Origin of the sequence: Kaistia geumhonensis, from assembly GCF_030815145.1 — a bacterium.
In the GTDB taxonomy this organism is placed as follows: Bacteria; Pseudomonadota; Alphaproteobacteria; order Rhizobiales; family Kaistiaceae; genus Kaistia; species Kaistia geumhonensis.
Window position 1 is genome coordinate 4,228,447 of record NZ_JAUSWJ010000001.1, and the last position, 26,070, is coordinate 4,254,516.

22 protein-coding genes and 1 tRNA gene are annotated in these 26,070 nt (G+C 67.8%); 5 read left to right on the forward strand and 18 right to left on the reverse strand.

What is annotated here, in order from left to right; genetic code table 11:
* Window positions 1-10: 10 nt before the first annotated feature.
* Together QO015_RS20095 and QO015_RS20100 are read right to left on the reverse strand one after the other, a co-directional pair.
* Window positions 11-1,003 carry a small ribosomal subunit Rsm22 family protein gene (locus QO015_RS20095; RefSeq protein WP_266283888.1) on the reverse strand — a complete coding sequence of 331 codons (993 nt, stop codon included), beginning with the start codon at window positions 1,001-1,003 and terminating at the stop codon, window positions 11-13.
* Between the two features lie 19 nt (window positions 1,004-1,022).
* Window positions 1,023-1,475 (reverse strand): GatB/YqeY domain-containing protein, encoded by a 453-nt coding sequence (locus QO015_RS20100; RefSeq protein WP_266283889.1) that lies wholly within the window; start codon window positions 1,473-1,475, stop codon window positions 1,023-1,025.
* A gap of 236 nt (window positions 1,476-1,711) precedes the next feature.
* On the opposite strand from QO015_RS20100, the gene carA reads away from it, so the two are divergent.
* Window positions 1,712-2,935 (forward strand): glutamine-hydrolyzing carbamoyl-phosphate synthase small subunit, encoded by a 1,224-nt coding sequence (gene carA / locus QO015_RS20105; protein WP_266283890.1) that lies wholly within the window; start codon window positions 1,712-1,714, stop codon window positions 2,933-2,935.
* A 72-nt stretch (window positions 2,936-3,007) separates the two neighbouring features.
* Window positions 3,008-3,919: a diacylglycerol/lipid kinase family protein gene (locus tag QO015_RS20110; protein ID WP_266283892.1), complete on the forward strand. Its 912-nt coding sequence runs from the start codon at window positions 3,008-3,010 to the stop codon at window positions 3,917-3,919.
* Window positions 3,920-3,953: 34 nt separating this feature from the next.
* Here the strand turns inward: QO015_RS20110 and QO015_RS20115 are convergent, their stop codons facing one another.
* On the reverse strand, window positions 3,954-4,688 hold the full coding sequence (locus QO015_RS20115) for an SIMPL domain-containing protein (protein ID WP_266283893.1): 735 nt from the start codon (window positions 4,686-4,688) through the stop codon (window positions 3,954-3,956).
* Between the two features lie 223 nt (window positions 4,689-4,911).
* Between QO015_RS20115 and QO015_RS20120 the strand changes: the two genes are divergently transcribed.
* A complete protein-coding gene (locus tag QO015_RS20120; RefSeq protein WP_266283894.1) occupies window positions 4,912-5,424 on the forward strand; it encodes a cupin domain-containing protein in 513 nt (170 codons plus the stop codon).
* 4 nt (window positions 5,425-5,428) lie between these two features.
* Here QO015_RS20120 and QO015_RS20125 read toward each other — a convergent pair.
* From QO015_RS20125 to QO015_RS20150, 6 genes are all read right to left on the reverse strand, one after another.
* Window positions 5,429-5,504 (reverse strand) — tRNA-Ile (locus QO015_RS20125).
* A gap of 57 nt (window positions 5,505-5,561) precedes the next feature.
* The gene (locus QO015_RS20130; protein WP_266283896.1) at window positions 5,562-6,086 is read right to left on the reverse strand and encodes a GNAT family N-acetyltransferase; all 525 of its coding nucleotides are present in this window, start codon (window positions 6,084-6,086) and stop codon (window positions 5,562-5,564) included.
* Window positions 6,087-6,115: 29 nt separating this feature from the next.
* Window positions 6,116-7,000 (reverse strand): carbohydrate ABC transporter permease, encoded by an 885-nt coding sequence (locus tag QO015_RS20135; RefSeq protein ID WP_266283897.1) that lies wholly within the window; start codon window positions 6,998-7,000, stop codon window positions 6,116-6,118.
* Window positions 6,997-7,893 carry a carbohydrate ABC transporter permease gene (locus QO015_RS20140; protein ID WP_266283898.1) on the reverse strand — a complete coding sequence of 299 codons (897 nt, stop codon included), beginning with the start codon at window positions 7,891-7,893 and terminating at the stop codon, window positions 6,997-6,999. The genes QO015_RS20135 and QO015_RS20140 overlap by 4 nt, the downstream gene beginning before the upstream one ends.
* Window positions 7,890-9,014 (reverse strand): ABC transporter ATP-binding protein, encoded by a 1,125-nt coding sequence (locus QO015_RS20145; RefSeq protein ID WP_266283899.1) that lies wholly within the window; start codon window positions 9,012-9,014, stop codon window positions 7,890-7,892. The genes QO015_RS20140 and QO015_RS20145 overlap by 4 nt, the downstream gene beginning before the upstream one ends.
* A gap of 123 nt (window positions 9,015-9,137) precedes the next feature.
* Entirely contained in the window at window positions 9,138-10,400 is a 1,263-nt protein-coding gene (locus QO015_RS20150; protein ID WP_266283901.1) for an ABC transporter substrate-binding protein, read from the reverse strand.
* Between the two features lie 176 nt (window positions 10,401-10,576).
* Between QO015_RS20150 and QO015_RS20155 the strand changes: the two genes are divergently transcribed.
* Entirely contained in the window at window positions 10,577-11,413 is an 837-nt protein-coding gene (locus QO015_RS20155) for a GntR family transcriptional regulator (RefSeq protein ID WP_266283902.1), read from the forward strand.
* A gap of 23 nt (window positions 11,414-11,436) precedes the next feature.
* Here QO015_RS20155 and QO015_RS20160 read toward each other — a convergent pair whose 3' ends face one another.
* From QO015_RS20160 to QO015_RS20200, 9 genes are all read right to left on the reverse strand, one after another.
* Window positions 11,437-11,724: a hypothetical protein gene (locus tag QO015_RS20160; RefSeq protein ID WP_266283903.1), complete on the reverse strand. Its 288-nt coding sequence runs from the start codon at window positions 11,722-11,724 to the stop codon at window positions 11,437-11,439.
* Window positions 11,721-14,063, reverse strand: coding sequence for a glycosyltransferase family protein (locus QO015_RS20165; protein ID WP_266283904.1), 2,343 nt, complete (start codon window positions 14,061-14,063; stop codon window positions 11,721-11,723). Before QO015_RS20165 ends, QO015_RS20160 begins: the two co-directional genes overlap by 4 nt.
* Before the next feature lie 164 nt (window positions 14,064-14,227).
* The gene (locus QO015_RS20170; protein ID WP_266283906.1) at window positions 14,228-16,444 is read right to left on the reverse strand and encodes a glycosyltransferase; all 2,217 of its coding nucleotides are present in this window, start codon (window positions 16,442-16,444) and stop codon (window positions 14,228-14,230) included.
* The gene (locus QO015_RS20175; RefSeq protein ID WP_266283907.1) at window positions 16,441-18,021 is read right to left on the reverse strand and encodes a glycosyltransferase; all 1,581 of its coding nucleotides are present in this window, start codon (window positions 18,019-18,021) and stop codon (window positions 16,441-16,443) included. The genes QO015_RS20170 and QO015_RS20175 overlap by 4 nt, the downstream gene beginning before the upstream one ends.
* Window positions 18,022-18,109: 88 nt before the next feature.
* A complete protein-coding gene (iolB, locus tag QO015_RS20180) occupies window positions 18,110-18,913 on the reverse strand; it encodes a 5-deoxy-glucuronate isomerase (protein WP_266283909.1) in 804 nt (267 codons plus the stop codon).
* A 10-nt stretch (window positions 18,914-18,923) separates the two neighbouring features.
* Window positions 18,924-19,811 carry a myo-inosose-2 dehydratase gene (gene iolE, locus QO015_RS20185; protein WP_266283911.1) on the reverse strand — a complete coding sequence of 296 codons (888 nt, stop codon included), beginning with the start codon at window positions 19,809-19,811 and terminating at the stop codon, window positions 18,924-18,926.
* A gap of 154 nt (window positions 19,812-19,965) precedes the next feature.
* Entirely contained in the window at window positions 19,966-21,813 is a 1,848-nt protein-coding gene (iolD, locus tag QO015_RS20190; protein ID WP_266283912.1) for a 3D-(3,5/4)-trihydroxycyclohexane-1,2-dione acylhydrolase (decyclizing), read from the reverse strand.
* Between the two features lie 71 nt (window positions 21,814-21,884).
* Window positions 21,885-23,837, reverse strand: a complete 1,953-nt coding sequence (locus QO015_RS20195; protein ID WP_266283913.1) for a bifunctional 5-dehydro-2-deoxygluconokinase/5-dehydro-2-deoxyphosphogluconate aldolase — start codon at window positions 23,835-23,837, stop codon at window positions 21,885-21,887.
* A 101-nt stretch (window positions 23,838-23,938) separates the two neighbouring features.
* Window positions 23,939-24,781, reverse strand: a complete 843-nt coding sequence (locus QO015_RS20200) for a MurR/RpiR family transcriptional regulator (protein WP_266284319.1) — start codon at window positions 24,779-24,781, stop codon at window positions 23,939-23,941.
* A 146-nt stretch (window positions 24,782-24,927) separates the two neighbouring features.
* Here QO015_RS20200 and QO015_RS20205 point away from each other — a divergent pair, with 146 nt between their 5' ends.
* Window positions 24,928-26,040: a Gfo/Idh/MocA family protein gene (locus tag QO015_RS20205; protein ID WP_266283915.1), complete on the forward strand. Its 1,113-nt coding sequence runs from the start codon at window positions 24,928-24,930 to the stop codon at window positions 26,038-26,040.
* The last annotated feature ends 30 nt before the right edge of the window (window positions 26,041-26,070 follow it).

Consider the following 26,070-nt stretch of genomic DNA (forward strand, 5'->3'; position numbering starts at 1 on the left):
CGGGGAAAGGCTAAGCGGACTTATCCCTGCGATTCACCGCAAGCGGCAGGCTGTCGCCCCAGTCTGCGCGCCTCGCGACTCGAAAATCGTCGCCTTCTCGGCGGGTCACGAGGCGCTCGCGCACCTGCCCATCGCCCTCGCAGAGCTTCAGCGATACGCGGCCGCTGCCCGCGCGCGGCGGCGAGAGCACTCGGGCGCCGGGCGATTCGGGCGCGCGGCGGCTTGCCGCCAGATAGATGAACTTCTCGTCCTCGAAAGGCACCGAGGCCTGCTTGGTCCGCAGATGAGTCCGGCTGCGCGGCAGGCGGGCGGCGAAGTGGCACCAGTCCGGCGGCAGGAGGGGGCAGGGCTCCTCATGCGGGCAGGGCGCCGCGACATGGGCGCCGGCGGCGATGAGGCTGGCGCGGGCATCGAGGATGCGTTGCCAGCCGGCCGGCGTCCCCGGCTCGACGATGAGCAGCAGCCCCGTGGCCGCCGCCCAGGCCGCCTCGACGAGACGCCGACGCTGGTCGGCTTCCATCTCGTCGAGCACATAGGCGACCACGACCAGATCATGCGCTGCCAGCTCCGGAAGGCGGCCGGCGAGGTCCATGACCGCGATCGTGCGGGAGAGGGTGTCGCTGCCCGCCAGCCGCTCCGCGGCGCGGCGCATGGCGGCGCTGCCCTCGCAGAGCGTGGCGCTCACGAGACCCGGCCAGCAATCGGCAGCGGCGAAGCTCGCGGTGCCGGGACCGGCTCCGAGATCGAGCAGCGTCACCGGCGCGAAGTCAGGAAGCATCCCGGCGACGTAGCCCATGGCGCGCCGCGTGGCGGCATAGGTGGCGGGGAGGCGGGCGGCGAGATAGGCGAGGACCGCGTCCTCGCCATCGACATGGAAGCGGCCGTCGCGGACCTCGCCGCGATAACGGCTGGAGAGGAGCGCGGCGGCGCCGGCGAGGCGGTCGGTCGAGACGCCGGCGAGGGCCGCGTCGACCGCGCTGCGCAGGCCCGGCGGCAGGTCCATATCGGTCGCCTGCCTTCGCTCAGCCGGTCAGGGCCGCCTTCACGGCGGCGCCCGCCTTGCTGAAATCCATCTGCCCGGCATGGCGGGCCTTCAGCTCGGCCATGACCTTGCCCATGTCCTTGATGCCCGAAGCGCCGGTCGTGGCGATGACGTCGGCGATGGCGGCGGATACGCCGGCCTCGTCGAGCTGCTTCGGCAGATATTCCTCGATCACGGCGATCTCGGCGCGCTCGGTGGCGGCGAGCTCCGGCCGGCCGTTCTCCTCGTAGATGCGGGCCGATTCCTGCCGCTGCTTCACCATCTTGGCGAGCAGGTCGATCAGCTGCGTGTCGCTCGCCGTTTCCGTGCCCTCGCCGCGCGCCTGGATGTCGCGGTCCTTGATGGCGGCGGCGATGAGGCGCAGCGCGGCCGTGCGCTGCTTGTCCTTGGCGAGCATCGCCGTCTTCACGTCCTGAGTGATGCGATCGCGCATGACGGTCCTTCCCTCGCAAATTCGCAGCCACATTAGGCCGCCCTTTGTGGCCATTCAAGCGATATTCTCGTAAGTATCTGAAATTGCTGGAGATTAATTTCACGGTCGTGGTTGACGCGGCAGGGTCGATCGCCTAGTTTCCGCCCCGGCGTCGCAGGGCGCCGGATCGCACGGGTCCGGCGTGTCTTGGCATGCGGGCATGCAGGCGGCGCGCGACCAGCTTGACGGTGTTGATCATGACCGACGGAACCTCTGTGACGGCCGAAGACGCGGTGTGGGCTGAGCCCGTGCCGACGGCGGTGCTCATCCTCGCCGACGGAACCGTGATCGAAGGGCGAGGCATCGGCGCGACCGGCCATGCGGTCGGCGAGGTCTGCTTCAACACCGCGATGACCGGCTACCAGGAGATCCTGACCGATCCGTCCTATGCCGGCCAGATCATCACCTTCACCTTCCCCCATATCGGCAATGTCGGCGCGAACGACGAGGATATCGAGACGGTCAACATGGCCGGCGCCTCGGGCGTGCGCGGCTGCGTGATCCGCACCGACATCACCGATCCGTCCAACTACCGGGCGCTGCGCGGCTTCGACGCCTGGCTCAAGGCGCGCGGCATCATCGGCATCGCCGGTGTCGATACCCGCGCGCTCACCGCGCTCATCCGCGAGAAGGGCATGCCGAATGCCGTGATCGCGCATGCGCCCGACGGTCATTTCGACCGCGCCGCGCTCTCGGCCGAGGCGGCGGCCTGGCCGGGTCTCGAGGGCATGGATCTCGCCAAGGACGTGACGACCGGCCAGTCCTTCCGCTGGGACGAGACGCCGTGGCGCTGGAATGCCGGCTTCGGCCGCCAGGACGCGCCGCGCCACAAGGTCGTCGCGGTCGACTACGGCATCAAGCGCAACATCCTGCGCCTTCTCGCCGAGGCGGGCTGCGAGGTGACGGTGCTGCCGGCGACGGCGACCGGCGAGGAGATCCTCGCCCACAAGCCGGACGGCGTCTTCCTTTCGAACGGCCCCGGCGATCCGGCGGCGACCGGCGAATATGCCGTTCCCGCGATCAAGGACGTCATCGCGGCCGACGTGCCGTTGTTCGGCATCTGCCTCGGCCATCAGATGCTCGGCATCGCGCTCGGCGGCGAGACGCGCAAGATGCATCAGGGCCATCACGGCGCCAATCATCCGGTCAAGGACCTCACGACCGGCAAGGTCGAGATCACCTCGATGAATCACGGCTTTGCCGTCGATTCGGACACGCTGCCCGACAGCGTCGAGGAGACGCATGTCTCGCTGTTCGACGGCTCGAATGCCGGCCTCAAGGTCAAGGACAAGCCGATCTTCTCGGTCCAGTACCATCCGGAGGCCTCGCCCGGCCCCCGCGACAGCCACTATCTCTTTACCCGCTTCGTGAACCTCATGCGCGAGCGCAAGGGCGAAGAGCCGCTCTCCGAGCAGGGCTGACGTCCTCCGGTCCTTGCGTTCGGCGCATTTCGGCCTAGATGCTGGGTTGCTGCGCCGCGCAAGGGGATATCGTTGGCCGAAACCGTCATCATTCTGAATGCGCGCGCGGGCACGATCCGCGACCTGCAACCGAGCCAGGTCGAGGCCGACGTGCGTGAGGCCTTCGCCGGTCACACCGAGAGCGTCGACGTCGAGCTCGTCGAGGGCGATCGCTTCATCAAGGCGATCGATGCTGCTGCGTCATCCGAGGCGAAGACGATCATCGTCGGGGGCGGCGACGGCTCGGTCGGCTATGCTGCGCGCAAGCTTCTCGGCAGCGACCGGACGCTCGGCGTCCTGCCGCTCGGCACCATGAACCTCTTCGCCCGCAGCCTCGGCATTCCCGCCGATCTGCCGGCCGCGCTCGACATCCTCGCCTCGGCCCAGCCGAAGCGCGTCGATCTCGGCGCCGTCAACGACCGCATCTTCCACACGCTGTCGGGGCTCGGCTATTTCGCGGAGGTGGCGCGGGCGCGGGCACAGGTGCGCGAGGATACGAACCTTCCCTTCGGCCGCTACATCGCCGCCGCGCGCGCCTCGCTTCGGGCCTTCACGCGGCCAGGCATCCTCGAGCTCACGATCGACGCCGAGGGCGACCGGCGCGAGATCGAGACCTACGCGCTGTTCATCGGCAACAACCGCCTCTCGGACACCGGCTTCGACCGGCCGCGGCTCGACGAGGGGCTGCTCGAGGTCCACTACGCGGAAGGGGCGGATTTCGGAAACCGCATGCAGGCGGCGATCGATCTCTTCGCCGGCCGCTGGCGCGAGAACCCGGCGATCCAGTCCTTCACCACGCGGACCGTGACCGTCCGTAGCCGGCGGCCGCGCCTGTGGGTGTCGGTCGATGGCGAACTCTGCCGTCTGGAGACGCCGCTGCGGTTCGAGGTGAAGCCCGACGCGATTTCCGTTCTCCTGCCGGCGGAGAAGCACGCCGCGGGCTGAGCCGCGGCGCGCATCGGTCGTTTGGTGGAAGCCGTCAGCGCGGCGCGATCGTGTAGACGATCGTCGCGTTGGCGGTGATCTCCTGCGTGCCGCCCATGACCGGGGAGGCCTGGGGCGCCATGTCCTTCATCGCCATGGCGCGGAAAACGGGCGGCCCGCCGCCGTCGTTGGCGCTGATCGACTGGATCGGGCCGAGCTTGACGCCCGCGGCCTCGGCCATCAGCTCCGCGCGGCGGCGCGCTTCGGCGATGGCCGCCTTGATGGCCGCATCGCGCAGCGCTTCCGACTTGCCGATCTCGAAGGAGATGCCGTTGACGCGGTTGGCACCGGCAGCGATGACCTTGTCGAGCAGCGGGCCGGACTTCTCGATGTCGCGGATGCGGACGGTAACCTGGTTGCTCACCCGGTAGCCGATGATCTTCGACTGGCCGTTCGGATCCTTGGACGGATCGGAATAGACCGGCTCCACGAAGAGGCCGCTGGTCGCCACGTCCTTCTTCTCGATGCCGGTTCCGGTGATCGTGTCGACGACGGCGTTCATGTCCTTCGCGTTGGCGGCGAGGGCGTCCTGGGCGCTGGCGGCTTCCGAAACGACGCCGAGCGACACGATCGCGATGTCCGGCGCCGCGGAGGCGCTGCCCTCGCCGGTGACGGTCAGCATCGGGGGCGGCGGCGGATCGGCGAGCGCCGGCGCAAGCAGGGCGCCGATCATCGCCGAAGCGAGAAGGCTCGTCCGCATGACCCGGCCGGAGGATTTCATCAGCTGCATGGCGTTTCCTCGAATTGGCGCGGCGGTGCGACGCCGCGATGCGATGACGGCTAGCCGGCCATTGCGACAGGAGTGCGGCTCGCGCGGGCCGGGCTTGCGACATGCTGTTTTTCGCGTGTGCATTTTAGGAAAGTCCTAAACACTTCTCGCGGCTTCGTTGGAAGGGCTCTGCACCCTCCTGTAGCAAGGGCGACAACCATTTCGCCGCCGGGAGGGAGAAACCATGACGGATACCGCATTCCAGGGCTTCGCCCGCAGCGCGACCCAGCCGGCCGCGAACTTCACGCTTGCGCATGACGCGCGGACCGACTGGCGCCCGGCGCCGATCGACCCGTCCTGGGTCCTCGATGGCACCCCTCGCGCGGACTATATTCCGCTCGCCTCGGGCCATGACGGCTACTCGTCGGTTTCCCTGTGGCGCTGCACCGAGGGACGCTTCCGTTGGACGTTCGGCTGGGAGGAAACTGTCCACATCCTCAAGGGCGAGGTCGAGGTGACGGATGCCGCCGGCAACGAGGGTATCCTGCGCGCCGGCTCGGTCGCCCTTTTCCAGGGCGGTACCACGGCGATCTGGAACGTCGTCGAGCCGGTCGAGAAGATGGCGGTCTGCCGCCGCGCGATGAGCCCGCGTCTCTCGCGCCTCATCCGCTTCGCCCGCCGCCCCTGGGTGCTCGCACTCACCGCACTCGCCGCCTTCGGCGAGCGACTGATGGTCCTTGAACCGCTACTGGCGTGAATTTTGGTGGGCCCACCAGGACTCGAACCTGGAACCAGACCGTTATGAGCGGTCGGCTCTAACCATTGAGCTATAGGCCCTTCGCGCCTCTTTTAGCCGATCGGACGCGACGGGCAAGGGGAGGTCGGCCGCGCGGATCAGTCGGCCGGCGTATCGAGCGGGCGCGAGGAGGAGACGTCGTCCGGATGGGCGAGGTCGAGCATGCCGCGATAGATGCCGGGCTCGGAATCGGGAATGGCGATGGCGCCGACCGAGCGGGCATAGAAGCCGGTCGGGCCCGCCCCGCCGATGACGCCGTAGGGGTAGCCGACGGCATGCATGTCCATGAGCGTCGCGAGCAGGAGGGCATGACCGACGCCCTTGCCGCGATGCGCTTCGTCGACGCCGGTCGGCCCGAAAAAGCCGCGCGCCGTGGCGTCGTAGCAGGCGAAGCCGGCGAGCCGGCCTTCATGCACCGCGATGAAGCAGGAGGGCGGCTGGCGCGTCACGGCGACCGTCGCCTCGCTGACCCAGCCCATGCCGAAGCGTGGGCCGATCCAGTCCGAGAGCGCCATGAGTTCTGGCGGCAGGATGCGTCGGATCGTGTAGCCGCCGGCCGCGACACGGGCCGCAAGCTCGGCGTCGGGCTTCAGATCGTAGAGCTTCACGAGCATGTCGGGCATGGGAACGTCCTGGGGTCGGCGGTGCCGCGTCAGCCCTTCACCGCGCCGGCGGTGAGGCCGGCGACGATGCGGCGCTGGAAGATGAGAACGAGGATGATGAGCGGCAGCGTGACCGTGACCGAGGCCGCCATGATCTGCGCGAAGGGATATTCGTAGCGGCTGTTGCCACCCATCAGGCCGATCGCCACCGGCACCGTGCGGTTCTCGTCGGTGAGGATGAAGGTGAGCGCGAAGAGGAACTCGTTCCAGGCGAGGATGAAGGCGAGGATGCCCGTCGAGGCGAGCGAGGGCCCCATCAGCGGCAGCAGGATCTTCGTCAGGATGCGGAAATGCGAGCAGCCGTCGATGATCGCCGCCTCCTCCAGTTCGCGCGGGAACTCGCGGATGAAGGTGGTGAGGATCCATGTCGTGAAGGGGACGGTCGCGAGCAGATAGGTGACGACCAGCGCGCTCGGCCGGTTGTAGAGGCCGAGCCAGTTGATGAGCTCGAACATGCCCGAGAGCACGACGACCTGCGGGAAGATCGAGATCATCAGGATGGCGAGCAGCACGCCGCGTCGCTGCGGGAAATCGATGCGCCCAAGTGCATAGGCGGCCGAGATGCCGAGGATCAGCGACAGCGCCGTGGTCGAGGTGGCGACGAAGGCCGAGTTCACCAGCGAGCCGAGGAAGACGGTGTTCTCGAACAGAGCGCGGTAATAGGTGAAGTCGAGCGCCGGCAGGAAGGTGTCGCGATAGAGCGCGGCGCCCTGCTTCGTGGAGGAAACGATCGCCCAGTAATAGGGGAAGAGCGTGTAGACGAGGACGAGGCCGACTGCGACCATCAGCGCGCCCTTCTTCAGCCGCCGCTCAAGCCGGTAGGAGGCCGAAGAGCGCCGCCGGCGCGTAGGGAGGGTCAGGGGAATGTCGGTCATGCCGCTTCTCCGGCTGCGCGGTCGAGCCTCAGCACGCCGATGATGAGGATGGCGATGAAGGCGACGAGCAGGAACACCCAGGTGGAGGCGGCCGAGCCGATGCCGAGTTCCTGGAACGAGATCAGCCGGTTGCGGGCATAGATCGAGACGGTCATCACCTGCTCGCTCGAGGCTGCCAGCACATAGGCGAGATCGAACATCCGGAGCGCGTCCAGCACGCGGAACAGCACCGCGACGCCGATCGCCGGCTTCAGCAGCGGCAGCGTGATCGACCAGAATCGCTTCCAGGCCGGAATGCCGTCGACCTCCGCGGCCTCCATGATCTCGCCCGGGATCATCTGCAGGCCGGCGAGGATGAGGAGCACCATGAAGGGCGTTGTCATCCAGACGTCGATGAAGATCACGACGCCCATGATCAGCGTGCCGCTCGCCGTCCAGGCGATGCCGTGGTCGACGAGGCCGAGCGCGATCAGCATCTGGTTGAGCACGCCGAACTGGTCGTTGAGCATCCACTCCCAGATCTTGGTCGCCACGACGACGGGGATTGCCCAGGGCACGAGGATCGCGGCGCGCACGAGGCCGCGGCCGGGGATCGCCTGGTTGATGAGAAGCGCGATCGCGAGGCCGAGGACGGTCTCGATCGCGACGGAGATGGAGGCGAAGACCAGCGTGTTGCGGGTCGCGATCCACCAGGTGTGGTCGTCGAGCACTTCGAGGAAATTGTCGATGCCGACCAGCGAGAAGTTGGTCGGGTCGTCGAGATAGGCGTCGGTGAAGGAGAAATAGAAGGTCCGCGCCAGCGGCCAGACGGCCACGACCAGCATCGCGGCGATCATGGGCGCCATGAACAGCCATGCGGCCCGGCGGTCGGCGCGGGCGAGCTTGACGCTCATGCGGCGCGCTCCTCGATCGAGGCGGCGGCGGCGCGTTCGTGGCTCGCCGCATGGTCGAGGCGGAGGCCGCCCTCGTCGAACAGGAACAGATCCTCGTCGCGGAAGGCGAGGCCGACGCGCGTGTCGCGCGCCATGGTCGGGCGCACCGGGACGCGGACGACGAAAACCGTTTCCGGCGCGACGCGGACATAGGCGAAATGCTCGTGGCCGAGATCCTCGAGCCGCTCCAGCGTTCCGGCGAGGCGACCCGCCTCCGGCGCGACGAGCGACAGCGCCTCAGGCCGCACGCCGATGGTCACGGGCGCGGACCGATTGCCCGCCACCGCGACGGCGAGCGAGAGCCCGCCGGGGCCGCCCAGCGACCAGTCCGGCGCGCCGCCCGTCGCCGTGACCGGGGCGAAGTTCATGCGCGGGCTGCCGACGAAGCCGGCGACGAAGCGGCTCTTCGGCGTGTGGTAGAGCTCTTGCGGCGTGCCCACCTGCTCGATGACGCCATGGTTGAGCACGACGATGCGGTCGGCGAGCGTCATCGCCTCCGCCTGGTCGTGCGTCACATAGATCATGGTCGTTCCGATATCGTCGTGCAGCCGCGCGATCTCGATGCGCATCTCCATGCGGAGGTCCGAATCGAGGTTCGAGAGCGGCTCGTCGAACAGGAAGACCTCGGGCTTCCTGACCAGCGCGCGGCCGATCGCGACCCGCTGGCGCTGGCCGCCGGAAAGCTCGCGCGGACGCCGGGCGAGGAGATGATCGACCTTCAGGAGCTTCGCGACCTCGGAGACCTTCGCGCGGATGGCGTCGCGACGGAGGCCGAGCGTTTCGAGCGCGAAGCCGATGTTCCGCGCCACCGTCATATGGGGATAGAGCGCGTAGGACTGGAAGACGAAGGCGATGCCCCGCTTCGAGGCCGGCACGTCGGTCACTGCCTCGCCGCCGATGGCGATCTCGCCGCCCGAGACCGGGATCAGGCCGGCGATGAGGCGCAGCAGCGTGGACTTGCCGCAGCCCGACGGGCCGACGAAGACGACGAACTCGCCGTCGCGGATCGCGAGATCGACGCCGCGGATGACGGTGTTGCCGCCATAGCTTTTCGAGACGGATTTAAGCTCGACCGATGCCATGGGCGCTCCGGCAGGGAAGGGAGAAAGGACGAGCGGCGGCCCGCGACACCAGGCAAAGCCGGTCAAGCCGCCGCTGTGGGTCCATGAAAAAGGCGGCAGCCCTCGAGGCTGCCGCCGATGCCGCTAGCGGCTTTCCTTCAGCTTCTCGAGCCGGCCGGCCAGCTTCTTCAGCCCGGCCTCGACCTCTTCGTCGCCGGTCAGCATGTCGTGGACGGCGCGATAGAAGGCCTGCGAGACGCGGTTGTAGCTGGTGCCCGTATAGCCCGAAGGACGGGTTGCGCTGTCGGCGAATGCCGGCTCGGTGTCCTTGAGGAAGGGCAGCTTCTTCAGCACTTCCTCGTCGCTGTAGAGCGCGGAGATCGACGGGTTATAGGCGCCTTCGACGGCCCGCATCTTCTGCATGTCTGGGCCGGTGATGAAGCGGACGAACTCGGTCGCGAGCTCGGGCTTGGCGCTGTACTTGTTGACGCCGAAATACATCGGGCCGAGGCAGCCGGACGACTTCTGGCCTTCCTTGCCGACGGGGAGCGGCATCATGCCGACCTTGCCGACCAGCGGCCCGCCGCCGCCCTGCGAAGTGCCCCAGACATAGGGCCAGTTGCGGTGGAAGGCCGAGTTGCCCGCCTCGAACACCGCGCGGGATGCCTCCTCGTCATAGTTGAGGACGCCTTCCGGCGAGATGGTGCCGATCCAGCCCTTGGCGCGCTCGATCGCCTGGGCCGCGTCGGGATTGTCGATGGTGACCTTGCCGTCGTCGGCGATGATCGTGCCGCCGCCGTTCGAGGCGATCAGCTCGATCGCGTCGCAGGTCAGGCCCTCATAGCTCTTGGCCTGCCAAGTATAGCCCCACATGTCCTTGTTGCCGGCCGCGCGCTCCTTTTCCTGGATCTCCTTGGCCTGCGCGGCCAGTTCGTCCCAGGTCTTGGGCGGCTGCATGCCGTATTTCTCGAGCAGGTCCTTGCGGTAGAACATCAACCCGACATCCATATAGGCCGGGAGCGCGATCAGCTCGCCGCCGATGTCGCCGGCGCCGAGCGTCGAGGCGAAATGCGCGTCCTTCTCGGCCTGCGGAACCTTGTCCTTGATGTCGAGCAGGTTGTTCTTGAACATTCCGAGCCAGATGACGTCGAGGAACAGGACGTCGACATCGGGCGACTTGGCGGCGAGCAGCTGCTGGTAGAGCGGGATCGCATCGTCCAGCGTCGCCGGCATCTTGTTGATCTTGGCTTCGTTGCCGGTCTTCGCCTTCCAGGCGTCGGCGGCCTTGACGCACAGGTCGTAGTCGGTCGCGCCGCAGAAGACCGAGACCGTATCCGCCTGTGCCGACCCTGCGGCGGCGAGCGCAAGAAGCATGCTGGCGCCGAGCGCGAGCGTCCTGAGCGACATCGATGAATTCCCTCTGTTCCCGTGGAGCAGCGCCGCCTCCGGCTGCCGCTGCGCCGGCGAAACTCTTTCCGGTTTCTGCCGCGCACGGTTATTACCACTGGATATATCCAGGCATGTCAATATCCTCAGTCGACCGGTCAGCCACGCAGAGGGCATCGGGCAGGGAGGGGTACTGGATGATCTCGAGGCTGGAGGATATCGGCGAGTTCGGTGAGGACGGCGCGGGCGCCACGAGCGGCGATGCGCTGGGCGCCGCGGCGGGGATCAGCCGGGCCGATCCGCGCCCGCTGCATCGCCAGGTCCATGCCGCGATCCTCGCCGCGATCGAGGAGGGGAGGCTGCCGCGCAACGGCAAGCTGCCGTCCGAGCGCGAGCTGGTCGATCTTTTCGGCGTCAGCCGGATCACGATTCGCCATGCGATGCGCGACCTGGTGCAGCAGGGCTTCCTGCAGAGCCAGCCCGGCAAGGGCTTCTATGTCGCCGTGCCGCAGCAGGGCTTCGAGCTGCATCTCCTGAAGAGCTTCACCGCGACGGCGCTCGCCAATGGCCGCCGTCCCGGCCAGAAACTGATCGAAGCGCGGGTGTTCCGTGCGCCGCTCGAGATCACGCGGCCTCTGTTCCTGCCGGAGGGCGCCGAGGTGGCGGTGCTGTCGCGGCTGCGGCTGCTCGACGACGTGCCGGTCGTGATCCAGCGCGACTGGCTCTCCGCCGCCCGCGTGCCCGGCCTCGTCGAACTCGACTGGACGGTTCCCAACCGGTCGCTCTATGCCGAGATCCGCGAGCGCTACCGTATCCGGCCCGTGCGCGGCCAGACGACGCTCGCCGCGCGCCTCGCCTCGGAGGCCGAGGCCGACCTCATCGGTCTCGCCCGGCCGGCCGCTGTCCTGACGGTCGACCAGATCGCCTTCGACGAGCGTGGCCGTCCGGTCAACCTCACCACCCTCGTCCACCACCCCGAACGATACCCGCTGACGCTCGCGCAGTCGGAGAGCGGCGATATCGCCCAGCTTTAGGGGGGCGTGGAAGGACAGCCCGGCTAGCGGTCGCCCTGACTGAAGAGCTTGCCGAAAAGTGACTTGTTGGCGCTCGCCTGCGCTGAGGTCGTCGTCGCCGTCTCGTCGCGCAGCGCACGAAGCTGGGCCTCGAGGCGATGGATCTGCCGTTGCAGATCGAGGTTCAGCGCGCGCTGCTCGACGAGCTCGCGCCCGAGCTGCTCGCTGCGCTCGATCCGCTCCACCAGCCGGTCGAGCGTCCGCGTCCACTCGCGAAGGCTGTCGGTCCCGATTTCGATCACGTCCCGCGCCGGATCGTTCCGCTCGCTCATGCTGTCTTCCTCAATGCGTCGAGAGGGTCGACGAGGTCGACCCCGGATGTCTCTGAAACGCTTAGCTGCTCCGTCTGCTCCAGCAGTTCGATCGCGTCGAGCAGGACGCCGAGGGAACGCGGATCCTGCCCGACACCTTCGTCTCTTGGAGAGACGGTGTAGCTGCACCGGATCGTCAGAGCGAAGTCAGCCATGGGGCGCTCGAAATGAACGGCTCCCGAAATCTCGATCTGGCGCCAGATGGCTACGGCGCCGTCGAAAATGCACTCGTTCCCGACCCAGATCCCGAGCCGCTGCGGTCGGCGGCGGCTGCCGGCGATCATCAGCGTCAGGCGGATCCCGAAGTCGGACAGCCTCTGCTCCGCTCGAAGCTTGATCGTGGCCGCGGTCTCCGACGTCCAGACGCCGTCGGTCTCGAGGGAATGGATGCTTCCCGAGCCGGGGTTCCGGATGACGTCGGTGAAGCGATAGCGCTCGCCGAGCTTCAGCCGCTGCCTGTCCATGATGTGGGGCGGGGTGTGCCGCGGAACGAGGCTGGTCAGAGTGCGCGCCGAGCCGAAGCGGAAGCCGTCATGCATCACCTCCTGGTCCAGCCGTAGCAGCACACGCTGCCCCTCCCGATGCCAGGTCTCGGCCTCGACGGCGCTCATGGAATTGTCGGTGCTGACGGAGCGCCAGTTCCAGAAGGCCGTCGGCCATGGGCTCAAGACGAAGGAGCCATGCCGCGCGAGCATGAAATAGAGATACATGTCCTCGCAGACGATCAGCTTCGGGTCGACCAGCAGGCGGTCATCGAGGAACTCCGAACGCGCGATCCACGCATTGGACTGGATGTAATTGTCGAAATTCAGCAGCCGGACGAGGTCGAAGCCGTCGATGAACTTAAGCTCGCGCCGCTCGGGGATCGTCAGGTCGAGGGGACCCTGGAAATTCCCCTGCATCATGAACTCGATGTTCTCTTCCTCGACGCGAACCACGCCGCTGTAATAGAGCGGGTGGCCCGGCTGCATCGCGGCCGTCGCCAGCAGATGGCCGAAATGGTCAGGCATCAGCTGGTCGTCATCGTCGAGCACGGCGAAATATGGTGCGGTCACGCTCCTGAGGCCGGCCCACAGCGTCGAGCTGCGGAGGCCAGTGTTCTCGCAGCGCAGATACTCGATCGAGGTCGTCGCGGTCGCCTCCGACACGGCCAGAGCGGCGACATCGGCGCGGCCCTTGTAGTCGGCGAGGATGATGCGGAACGTGCCGAAGCGCTGGCCGCTGATCGAGCGTATGGCGCGGCGCAGGAGATCGATCTGGCGGCCACCCGTCCGGATGATGACGTCGACCAGCGGACCGCCGCCCGCTCCGACTCCTTCTTGCGCGAAGCGGACACCGGCCACGCTGCGGCTCGTCAGCGTCGCCCGGGCCTTCTCCGCGAAGGCGCAGGTCTGCTCTACGGTCCGGTCGAGCGAATAGTCACCGTTGAGGATGGCGTGGCTGCGTCGCGCCATGTCGGCGGCGATATCGGGATTGCGGTTGACCCAGTCGACAATGCCCGAAATCTGTGCCGCGACGCGTTCCGCCGGCACGCCCTCGAGGTCGAGATGGAACGCCGAGTTGCCGAGCGTTTCCTTCGCGAAGGGAATGCCGTCGGTGACGATCAGGCAACCCGCGGCTGCCGCCTCAAACAGGCGCATCGAAGGCGTGTCGGCCCGGCGATGCTCGGTCTTGTGAAGGCAGAGCGCGATGCCGTGCCGCGCCAGCGTGCGATGCATCGAGGTGCCGTCATAGGGCACCTCGCCGCGATAGGCGTCCGGATAGGCCCGCCAGTTCGCCGGCGGGCCATAGAAGGCGATGTTGCTTCGCTTGCTCAGAAGCTCGAACAGGTTGCCGTGCCGCCCACCGTCCCAGTGGACGCCCACATAGACGAGCTCATAGGGATCGCCCGCTGCGCGCGGCTCGAAGGGCGCGGCCGGCGCCGTCGGCAGGAAGCGGAAATCGGACCGCGGCTTGGCGATGCCGGTCGCGAATTCGAGATCGTCGAGGAACTGGCCGACCTTGGGCGATCCCACCAGATAGCCGTCATAGGAGAGGATCGACCGCCGCCGGTCCGGATCCGGCGCATAGAAGGCGGGAGGGCTCCACATGGCGCCGAAGGTGAGGAACGGGGTCAGCTTCGGCGAGAATTCGTGCGTGGCGATCACGAAATCCGGAGCACAATCATGGATATCGTCGGAAGTAACGACTTCGTAAGCCTTGTGACCGAGCCGTTCCGCAGCGATCGAGAAGCGCCTGATGAATTCGACTTCGGCGGTGCTCAGGAGATTGGGAAAGGCGTTGATCAGCGCAATATGCATCAGCCGCAAAAGTCTCTTCGTCACCTACCGCACAAGATGCGGACATAAACGCTCTGGTTGCAGAAAAGACTATCAGTGTACGCGCTCTTTTGGAAGCGCTCCAGGGAGTACGTGACACGCCTTTGTGGTGAGAAGTGGCCCAAAAGAACGTACCCGGCTATCCGTTACCGGCTCCCGATCCACTCGGCATCGCCGAGATCGAGGCCGATGCGGCGGCATGTCGCGAGGAGTTCCTCGGCCGGCGTCTTCGCGAACCAGCCGATCATGCGGGCGAGCGGCGTCGCGCCGGCCGGCGCGGAAGCCCCGATCTCGGCCCAGAGCGCCGCGAACCAGGGTGTCGGGGCGTCGCCGCGCGCCGCTCCGTAACGGGCATAGAACAGGAGTGGCAGCATGTCGGACTTGCGCGCGTCGGCATGCGTCAGCAGGTAGTAGCGGGTGTCGAAGAAGGGAGAGGGATCGCGATATTCGAACACCCCGTGCCGGACATAGTGGCGCAGCGGCCCGCCGCGGATCGTGCGCGCTTCCGGGTTTTGCTCGGCATACCAGTTGGGGAAGAAGAGGCCCGTCCGCTGTACGAGAATCATGTCGCGCCGCATGCGCAGCGAGCGCTGCCACTTCGTCACGAAGTTGCGCGAACGCACACCCTGGAAGCTCGGCCGGCCAAGCGCCTCGCGCTCCAGATAGCCCCGCATCTCGGCATGCAGCCGCTCGGCCGCCTCGGGCGGTCCGTGCTCGGCAAGCAACGTCTTCCATTCCTCGTAGGTTTCCGAGCGGCGGCTCCAGGAGAGGCCGCCGGCGGCATAGATGGCGATCAACGCGCCGCTGTGGTGGACGCGCGCGCCCTTTTCCCGCTCGCGGTAGAGGAAGGCGTGATCGGCGACGATCCGCCAGCGCGTGTCGTAGCCCTCGGCGGCAAGGAGTTCGCGGCGCGTCAGCGTCGCCTGATGGCAGGGGACGCCGGCGAGCCAGCGGGTGTCGATGGTGCCTTCCTTGAGGCGCGCGAAGGTCAGGTCGAAATCGGCGGCGCGGCGCAGGATGTCGCCCTGTTCGCCGCGATAGAGATGATGCCCGATGACGAAATCCGGCCGGTCGCCTTCGGGAATGCTCTCCATCGCATCGGCGAGCGCGGTTTCCGAGGCGAACAGGTCGCCAGCATTGATGAAGATGACGTAGTCGCCGGTCGCGAGGCGCGCCGCCTTGTTCATCGCGAAATAGGGCCCGTCGTCGGGCTCGCTCACCAGCGTGGCGATCTCGGCGCGGTGGCGCTCCAGGATATCGCGCGTGCCGTCGGTCGAGGCGCCGTCGACGACGACGATCTCGATGCCCGGCCATGTCTGGGCGCGGATGCTGGCGAGAGTCGCCTCGATGCTCGCGGCGGCGTTGAAGGTTACCACGGCGACGCTGACCTTGCGGCCTGGCGGCGCGTCTTCCTGACGACGCGAGGTCAATCCGGCGGGCTCCTCCGAAGCAGCGGCTGCGTCGCCGAGGACGTAGCGCTGCACGGCGCCGAGCTGTGCGAGCCACCGCTTGCGGCCGGCGACCGCCGTCTTCCGCGCCTCGCGGCCGATGCGGGCGGCATTCGAGAAATCGAGCGGCTTCGGGTCGCCCAGCGTCCAGAGCAGGCCATCGACGCCGTCGGTGATGTATTCGTTCATCGTCGGCTGGTCCGCCGCGACGACGACCATGCCCCGGCACATCGCCTCGATGAACGAAAAGCCGATTCCCTCCCTCGTCCGCGGTGCGAAATAGACATTGTGCCTGGCGAGCACGGCCTGCATTTCGGCCGGGTTCTCGAACCAGTCGGACTGCGTCAGCGTCCCTTCGAAGGCGACGCCGGCTGTCGTCTCGCCCGGATCGGCGGCGTTGTGGATGTGGAATCGCTCGAAGCCGCGTCCCTCGACGAGGCGGCCGATCTCATTCCAGCCGATCGTCGGCAGCCGCTGCCAGAAGAAGCCGCGCAGGCTCGAAAAGTCCTCGACCGGCGTGAAGGGGGCCGGATCGGGCCAATACTGGACATAGGACGACTCGAGCCCGAGATGCCTCACCGTCCGGTGCAGGACATGGCAGAAGGAGAGGATGCGGGCGCCGGCGAGGCTTCGCCAGTCGGCGTCGGTGTAGGTGTCGGCCCCGTCCCACATCGGCACGAAGAGGACATTGGTGCCGGGCTGCTTCACCAGCCGCTGGGCCGCGTCAGGCAGCTGCCAGACGATGAAGAGATCGTAACCCTTGGCGAGCAGCGGGCCGACATCGAAGGGTCGGCGGGTTTCCCAGGACGAATCCCAGAAGCGGTCGACCTCGTGGCCGGCCAGCACCTCGCTCACGAAGAAGTCCGTCGAGCGCGTCTTCTGGTGATAGGAATGGTCGATGAAGGCGATTTTCATCGATGAATTGCCGCATCCTTGAGACGAAGGAAATTGAGATCGCCGCGCGCCGAGCGGAGGTCGGCCTCGAGCCGCGCGGAGCGGGCCCGGTCGGCGGTGATCTCGGCTTCGAGCGCGGCCATCGCCGCGGAAATCGTGTTGTCGGCGCGTCGGGGCGGCGCGTCGCCGCGCCCGAGATGTCCTTGCACGGCGGCGGCGTCGAGATCGGGTGCCGCTGCCCCGGTCGGGCCTTCTACGATCGTCGGCAGGGCGCCCGCCTTGGGCTCCTCCGCCACTTCGAGATGCATTCCGGCGACCAGCAGGAAATGCTCGCGCGGATCACGCGGACGCCGGTCGCTCTCGATCTCGAAGAAGGCCTGGCCCTTGGCCAGCGTGACGGGAATGCGGAGCACGATGTTGCGGCGGTGTCCGGAGACCTCGATCACCTCGTCGAACACCATCTCGCCGCCGCTCTTCACCGCGATGCGGTTGTTCTGCTGCCAGTTGCGGCCTTCCACGACCAGAACATAGCGTCCCGCCGCCGGAACGCGGGCAGAGAGCAGCATCAGCGGCTGGCTCATCCAGATGACGCCGGCCGGCAGGTGAAGCTGCGGATGGGCGCCGAGCGGCGCGCTGGCGCCGGCCAGCACCTCGATCGGGATCGTCGGATAGGCGATGCCCGCCTGATGCACCATGGGAGGCAGCAGCGGGCGACCGAAATCCGGCACGTAGCGCCAGGCCTTCTGTTCCGGGCTCCATTGCGCGACGCTGGGCTTGCCGCGGCCGGCCGCTCCCGTGCCAGCTCCCGTGCCCTTGGCAACGTCCGGCGGCAGCGCGTCGATCTCGGCATAATAGCGGTCGAGCGAGGCGGATAGCTGTCCCGGCCGGCGGCGGTGGAAGCCGAGCAGCGTGTCGACGGTCGTCAGCGGCGCATGGCGGGCGAGGCGGCGCCACAGATCCCAGTCGCCGGCGAGGCGGAAGCGCTCGTCGAGGCCGCCCACGGCGTCCCAGATCGTGCTCAGCCAGTAGCTGCCTTCCTGCATCACGAAGGGGCCGCCGCGGCCGTCATAGTCGCCGGCGATCAGCTTGCTGCGCTCGAAGGCGATCGGCGATTCGATGCCGAGCGTGACGCCGCGATCGTTGATGAGCGAGACGCGCGAGGTGATGAAGGCGATGTCGGGAAGATCGGCGATCAGCGCGCGGATGGTTGCGAAGGCGCCCGGCGCGATGCGGTCGTCGGAATTGATCCAGCCCATGACGGAGGGCGTCGCCTCGGCGCCCGTCCGGGCAGCGGCGAAGGCGCGGTTGATCCCCTGATACATGCCGCCGTCGCGCGACACGGTGTGGCTGAAGGTGATGCCGCGGCACAGGATCGGCAGCGCGCCGGAGGCGAGGCGCTGCTGCCAGGCTTCGAGGATCGCCAGCGTGCCGTCCGTCGAGCCGCCGTCCTGCACATGGTAGCGGATCGCGAAATCGCCCGCCTGCGAGACGACGGACGCGATCGTCTCGTCGAGGAACTCCTCGGAGTTCAGCGTCGGCGTGACGATGGTGAAGAGGTCGCTGGCGCTTCCGGTGGTGGTGAGGTCGCTGGCGCTCATGCGGCTCCGGCCCGGCCGGCCCTGCGCCGGCAGCGAGCGAGGCTATATCATCGCCTCGCTGCGCTGCGCAACGCGCGCGGGTTGCGCATCAGACCTTGAGAAGCCACTCGTGCTCGGGCGCGTTGTGGAACTTCCACGTCCGGGTCGGGCCGGCCATCACATTGAGATAATAGAGATCGTAGCCGTGGATGGTCGCGCAGGGGTGATAGCCCTTCGGCACCAGCGTCACGACGCCGTCCTCGAGCAGCAGCGTCTCGTCCAGCGAGCGGTCGTCTGTATAGACGCGCTGGAAGGCGAAGCCCTGCGGCGGGTTGATGCGGTGGTAATAGGTTTCCTCGAGGAATGACTGGCGCGGCAGGTCATTCGTGTCGTGCCGGTGCGGCGGATAGCTCGATGTATGGCCGCCCGGCGTGATCACCTCGACGACGAGCAGCGAGTCGGCCGCCGCGGTCTCGGGAAGGATGTTGGTCACGTAGCGGGTATTGGTGCCCTTGCCGCGCACCTCCTGGCCGACATCGGCCGGGGCGATGCGGCGCGCGGGCAGCCCGCCGCCGAGCGAGGGCGCCGAGCAGACCGCCAGCGTCACCGCCGTTTCCGCCGTCGCCTTCCAGGACGAACCGCCCGGCACATACACGGAGTCCGGCTTGCCCTCGAAGGGCGACATCCGCTCGCCGACGATGCCGAAATCCTGGCCGCCCGCCTCGACATGCGCCTTGCCGGAGATGAGCACGAGGCAGACCTCGCGGTCGCCCGTGTCGTGATGCGCGCTCTCGCCGGGTGCGAGCTGATGGAGGTCGAAGCCGACATAGGTCCAGCCCGCCAGCTCCGGCGTCACATTGATCGTCCAGCCTTCGCTGCCGGACGGCTTCACGAGGAGATCGGACTTCTTCATCGGCGGTTTCCTATCGCTTCCAGCCCGCCTCGGCCATGAAGCGGACGAGGTTGTCGTAGCCCATCTTCACATACTGCGCGGGTGGCGCCTTCTTCGGATCCTGCTCGGCCTCGATCACCACCCAGCCGGAATAGTTCGGCAGCGCCTTGAACACCGAAACATAATCGACCGAGCCGTCGCCGGGCACCGTGTAGACGCCGGCGAGCACCGAATCGAGGAACGACCAGTCCTTGGCCGCGGACTCGGCGGCGACGTCGAGGCGGACGTCCTTGGTGTGAACATGGGCGATGCGATCGCGATAGCGATGCGCGATCTCGGCCGGATCGGCGCCGGCCCAGGTGAGGTGGCCGGTGTCGAGCAGCAGCTTCACCGCCGGTCCCGTCGAGGCCATCATCCGGTCGATCTCGTCCTCGGTCTGGATCACCGTGCCCATATGGTGGTGATAGACGAGGGTGATCCCGTCCTCCTCGGCGAGGAAATCCGCGAACTTGGTCAGCCCGGTGTTGAAGCGGGCCCATTCGGCCTCGTCCATCTCAGGGCGCGAGGAGAGGGGAGCCGACTTCGTGCCATGCACCGTGCGGGTGCATTCGGCGGCGATCAGCACCTTGCAGCCGAACGCCTTCAGGAGGTCGATATGCGGCCGCGCGGCGTGGAACTCGGTCTCGGCGTCGCGCTCGATGAGGAAGGTCGAGTACCAGCCGGAAACGAGGTCGAGCTGGTGCGCGGCGAGGATCGGACGCAGCTCGTCCGCCTTGCGCGGAAACTTGTTGCCGAGCTCCATGCCCTCGATGCCGATCGCCTTGGCTTCCGTCAGGCACCGCTCGAGCGGAATGTCGCCGCCGATCTCCGGCATGTCGTCGTTGGACCAGCAGATCGGATTGGCGCCGATGCGGATCATTCCTCTAGTCCTCCAATGGCCCGCTCGGGGCACGCGTCGCACTGTTCCGTCATGCCCGGGCCTTACCCGTGCATCCACGACTTTCTTCGCTCGATACGCAGGACGCGGATGGCCGGGTCAAGCCCGGCCATGACGCCCGTTGCGGTTGCGAGCGTCAATTCACGATGCGCTGCGCCTTCAGGGCCTTCTCATAGGCCTCCCGGGCGGCGTTGACGCTGGGGCGGTCGCTCACTTCCGGCACCGCGACGTCCCACCAGTGGCCGCCGGCCTCGGTGGTGATCAGCGGGTCGGTGTCGATCACGAGCACGGTGGTGCGGTCGTTCGCCTTCGATTCGGCGAGCGCCGTCTCCAGTTCGCCGATCGAAGCGACCTTCTTGGCGATCGCGCCGAGGCTCGCGGCATGGGCGGCGAAGTCGATCGCCGGCAGCGTCTCGTGCAGCGTGTCGCGGAAGAGATTGTTGAAGTTGGCGCCGCCGGTAGCCATCTGCAGCCGGTTGATGCAGCCGAAGCCGGAATTGTCGAGCACGACGATGGTGAGCTTGAGGCCCAGCATCACCGAGGTCGCGATCTCCGAGTTCATCATGAGATAGGAGCCGTCGCCGAGCATCACGACGACCTCCTTGTCCGGCTTCGCCATCTTGGTGCCGAGGCCGCCGGCGATCTCGTAGCCCATGGTCGAGAAGCCGTAGTCGAGATGGTAGGTGCCGGGGCTGCCCGCCTGCCAGAGCTTGTGCAGCTCGCCGGGAAGTCCGCCCGAAGCACAGACCAGCGTCGCCTCGCTGCCCATCACGCGCTGCACGGCGCCGATGACCTGACCGTCGGACGGGAGGAGCGCATTGGTGGCCGCCGTCGCCTTGTCGGCATCGCGGAACCAGGCGTCGCGGCCGGCCCTGGCCTTTGCCGTCCAGGCTTCCGGGGCGCGCCAGCCGCCGAGATCGGCCGCGAGATCCTTGAGACCTGCCAGCGCATCGGCGACGAGCGGCAGCGCCCGGTGTTTGGCGGCGTCGAAGACCTGCGTGTTGAGGCCGATAACGGTCTGCGTCTCGTTCTTGAACAGCGCCCAGGAGCCGGTCGTGAAGTCCTGCAGCCGCGAGCCGACGGCGAGGATCACGTCGGCCTCTTCCGCCAGCGTGTTCGAGGCCGAGGTGCCGGTGACGCCGATGGCGCCCATATTGAGTTCATGCGCCGCCGGCAGCGACGACTTGCCGGCCTGCGTTTCCGAAACGGGGATGCCGAAGCGCTCGGCGAAAGCCTTCAGCGCCTCGGTGGCTCCGGAATAGAGCGTGCCGCCACCCGACACGATGAGCGGCCGCTTGGCGGCGCGGAGCGCCGCGACGGCGGCGGAGAGTTCGTCCTCGGACGGGCGGATGCGGCGCGGCACCCAGAGTCGCTCCTCGAAGAAGCTCTCGGGATAGTCGTAGGCTTCGGCCTGAACGTCCTGGCAGAGCGCCAGCGTCACCGGGCCGCATTCGGCCGGGTCGGTGAGCACGGCCATGGCGCGGTGCAGCGCCGGGACGATCTGCTCCGGCCGCGTGATGCGGTCGAAATAGCGCGAGACAGGACGGAAGCAATCATTCGCCGAGACGGTGCCGTCGCCGAAATCCTCGACCTGCTGCAGCACCGGATCGGGGCGGCGATTGGCGAAGACGTCGCCCGGAAGGAGCAGCACCGGGATGCGGTTGACATGGGCGAGCGCGGCGGCGGTGACCATGTTGGTCGCGCCCGGCCCGATCGAGCTGGTCACCGCCATCATGCGGCGGCGGAAGCTCGCCTTGGCGAAGGCGACCGCGGCATGCGCCATCGCCTGCTCGTTATGGGCGCGATAGGTGGGCAGGCGGTCGCGATAGGGATAGAGCGCCTCGCCGAAGCCGGCGACATTGCCATGGCCGAAGATCGCGAAGACGCCCGCGAAGATCGGCACCTTCACGCCGTCGACCTCCGTCATCTGCGCGGCGAGGAAGCGGGTCAGGGCCTGCGCCATGGTCAGGCGGATCGTCGTCATGGTCGTCTTCTCCCTCGCAGTGTCGTTGTTCGGCGTGGCCGCATGATCCGCCACCCTCCGGCCTCCGGCAACTAGGCCGACGCCGGCCAGCGGACGCGGCGCCAGGCGGCTACCAGCCGTTCGAAGCGCGCAGCCATGTCGGCCACGGCTTCCTCGTCGGTGATCGTCCCGCCCAGCCAGCGCTCGGCGGCATCCGCGAAGATCGTGCGGCCGACGGCGAAGCCGCGGACGAGCGGCGTCGCGCCGGCGGCGCGGAAGGCCTCCTCGAGCTCGGCTTCCGGCGCCTCGAGCCCGAGCATCACGATGCCGCGGCACCATGGGTCGCGGGCGATAATCACGTCGGCGATGGCGCGCCAGGCCTCGGCGCTCTTCTGCGGCTCGAGCTTCCACCAGTCGGGCCGGATGCCGAGATCGTAGAGCCGCGTGATCACGCGGGCGACGGTCGTGTCGTCGACCGGGCCGTTCTTGCCGGCGATGATCTCGACGAGCAGTTCGCGGCCGACGGTGCGGGCGGCGTCGGCGAGCCGCAGCAGTTCGCGCTCCTGCCGCGCCTTCAGCTCGTCGCTGTCGTCCGGGTGATAGAAGCAGAGGCACTTCACCGTATGGCCGACCGGCCATTCGACGAGGTGGCTGCCGAGATCGGGCAGGTGGTCGAAGTCGAGCGGGCGCGAGCCGGGCTTCTCGACCGGCCGTCCGATCCAGAAGCCCTGCTGGGCCGCCTTCGGAAAGGCCCGGCGGCCATAGGTCGAATCGAGCAGCATGCCGTAGCCGGGCCGCCCATCGGCGACGCGGGCTGCTGCCTCGACGGCGAGCACCTTCAGATCCTCGATCTTCTCGCGCGGAACCTTGAGCCGGTCCGCGACCGCTTCCAACTGGCTGCGGTGGTCGATGGCGAAGGCGAGGAGTTCGCCCGTCTCGCCGCGCCGCGTCGTCGCCCAGTGGATATGGGCGAGATCGGCATCCTTGCGCAGTGCGCGCTCGCGGCTGCCATGGGCGAGGAAATGCGAAAGCTCGGCCCAGGTCGGATATTCCGGGGAGCAGAGGAGGCGCGAGACCGCGAAGGCGCCGCAGGCATTGGCCCAGGTCGCGCAGGTCTTGAGCGGCTCGCCCTTCAGCCAGCCACGCAGCAGGCCCGACATGAAGGCGTCGCCCGCGCCGAGCACGTTGAACACCTCGATCGGGAAGCCGTCGCCGACGATGCCGGCCTCGAGGTCGTCGCTGATCGGGCCATCATAGACGATGCAGCCCATGGCGCCGCGCTTCAGCACGATGGTGGCGCTCGAGACGGCGCGGATCGCCTTCAGCGCGCCGAGCACGTCGTCGGCGCCGGAGGCGATGCGGATTTCCTCCTCGGTGCCGACGATGAGGTCGCAATCGGGCAGGATCGCCTTCAGCGCCGCCGACACCCGGTCGGACTTCACATAGCGCTCGAAGCCCTCGGCATGGCCGGCGAGGCCCCAGAGATTGGGGCGATAGTCGATGTCGAACACGACGCGGGCGCCGTTGGCGCGGGCGATGCGGATCGCCTTCTTCTGCGCGGCCGCCGCGGCCTCGCGCGAGAAATGCGTGCCGGTGACCACGATCGCCCGGGCGCTCGCGATGAAGGCCTCGTCGATATCCGCTTCCGAGAGCGCCATGTCGGCGCAGTCGGTGCGGTAGAAGATCATGGGCGAGACACCCTCGTCCTCGACGGCGAGGAGCACGAGCGCCGTCAGGCGCTCCGGATCGGTCGCGATGCCGTCGATCGCGACGCCTTCGCGCGCCATCTGCTCCCGGATGAAGCGGCCCATCTGCTCGTTGCCGACGCGGGTGATGACGCCGGATTTCAGCCCCAGCCGCGCCGTGCCGATCGCGATGTTGGAGGGGCAGCCGCCGACCGACTTGGCGAAGGAGGCGATGTCCTCGAGGCGCGAGCCGATCTGCTGGCCGTAGAGATCGACCGACGAGCGGCCGATCGTGATGACGTCGAGCATGTCGCGAGGCGTTTCCTTCGCCGTGGCGGCGCTCTGGCCGGCTTCGGTCATCCTTGTCTCCCTCGCTTCGCCTGCCGGAGAATTCCGGTCGCCGACGATGCGGCCGGCATGAAACATCGGTTCCGTTATGGCGTCAATATGGAATGTCTGGTCTATAAGTCGCCGCGTGCCTCGGCCACGGCGACCGTCAGCGTCATGGCGAGCGCCATGGTGGCGGAGAGCGATCGGAAGCCCTCGAAGTCGGCCTCCACGACCTCGAACCAGACGCCGCCGCGCGGAATGAGCGGACTGAACGGGCTGTCGGTGATCACCACGAGCGGCACGTTCTGATCGGCGACCTGGCGCGCGAAAGCGAGCGTCGACGAGGCATAGGGCGTGAAGGAAATGGCGACTGCGGCGTCGCGCGGACCGGCGAAGGCGAGCGTCTCCTCGTCGGTTCCCTGCGCCGAGCCGACCAGAACCGAGCGGATGCCGAGCTTGCCGAAGGCGTAGCTCATATAGGTGGTGATCGGAAAGGACCGGCGCTGGGCGATGAGGTAGATGGTTTCCGCACGGGCGAGCAGCGCGGCCGCCGCGTCGATGTCGGCCGGCAGAACCCGCTCGCGCAGCGTGTGCACCGAGCGTTCCGCCGCGTCGCAGAAGCCGGCAAAAAGCGCCGCCGTCTCGCTTTCGGCGCCGCCGACGGTGGAATGGGCGCGCAGCGCGTCGAGGCGGGCGGAGTAGCTCTGCGGCCGGTCGCGCAGACGATCGCGGAACACTTCCTGAAGCTCGGAGAAGCCGTGATAGCCGAAGGCCTGCGCGAAGCGCACGAGCGTCGAGGGCTGCACCGAAGCCTTGTCGGCGATGCTCGCCGCCGTGCCGAAGGCGACATCGTCGGGATTGGCGATCGCATAGGCCGCCACCTGGGCGAGGCGTTTCGGGAGGTCGTCGCGGCGGCGGACCATCTCCTCGCGCAGCGACCAGAAATGGGCGGGCGCATCGCGGCCTTCGTCCATGTGCATGCGGCTTGTTCCTTTCTCGTGCCGGCCCTCTGTGCCGGCCGCCGCCTCGGCTTGACGGCCTGTGGCAACGCAGAATAGATGTTCCACCATCGTGCGGTTTGGTCAATTCATTCCGGCGAGTGTGGGGCGGAGGCGCTTTGATGGTGACCGGGCGGGGAATTGGCGTCGGCCTCATCGGGACCGGCTATATGGGCAAATGCCACGCACTGGCCTGGAACGCCGTGGCGCCGACCTTCGGCGACGTGGCGCGGCCGCGGCTCGTCCATCTCGCCGAGGCCAGTGGCGATCTCGCGGCGCGCAAGGCGGCCGAGCTCGGCTTCGAAAAGGCGTCGGGCGACTGGCGCCGGCTCGTCGAGGACCCCGAGGTCGACATCGTTTCGGTCACGACGCCGAACGCGTTCCATGCCGAGATGGCGATCGCCGCGCTCGAGGCCGGCAAGCATGTCTGGTGCGAGAAGCCGATGGCGACTTCGCTGGCCGATGCCGAGGCGATGCTCGCAGCGGCCGAGAGGGCCGGCACGGTGACGGCGCTCGGCTACAACTACATCCAGAATCCCGCCACGCGGCACATGAAGGCGCTGATCGAGGCCGGGGCCATCGGCGAGGTCAACCATGTCCGCTTCGAGATGGACGAGGACTTCATGGCCGACGGCACGGCGCCGTTCGGCTGGAAGAGCCAGAAGGAATCGGGCTACGGCGCGCTCGACGATTTCGGCGTGCACCCGCTCTCGCTGCTGCATGTGCTGGTCGGCCCGCTGACCGAGGTGATCGCCGACTGCGCAATGCCTTATGCCACGCGTCCCGCCACCGGCGGCCGCGCCGTCGAGACGCACGACATCGCCAACATCCTGATCCATGCCGGCCGCGTCTCGGGCAGCATCCTGCTCAATCGCTCGGCCTGGGGCCGCAAGGGCCGCATCGCCGTCCAGGTCTTCGGGTCGGAAGGCACGCTCGCCTACGACCAGGAGCGGATGAACGAGATCCAGATCTACGAGGCGCGGGGGCCGCTGGCGGGGCAGGGCTTCCGGACGATCCTCACCGGCACGGTCCATCCCCCCTATGACAAGTTCATTCCGGCGCCCGGCCACGGGCTCGGCTTCAACGATCTCAAGGTGATCGAGGCGCACGAGATCCTGAAGAAGATCGCCGGCGAGGACGCCCATCTCATCGACTTCGCCGCCGGCATCGCCATCGAGCGTGCCGTCCACGCCATGGCCCGCTCCTTCGCCGAGCGCGCCTGGGTGCGTGTCTGATCCTCTCCACCCCTCCGACTGGGATTTTCG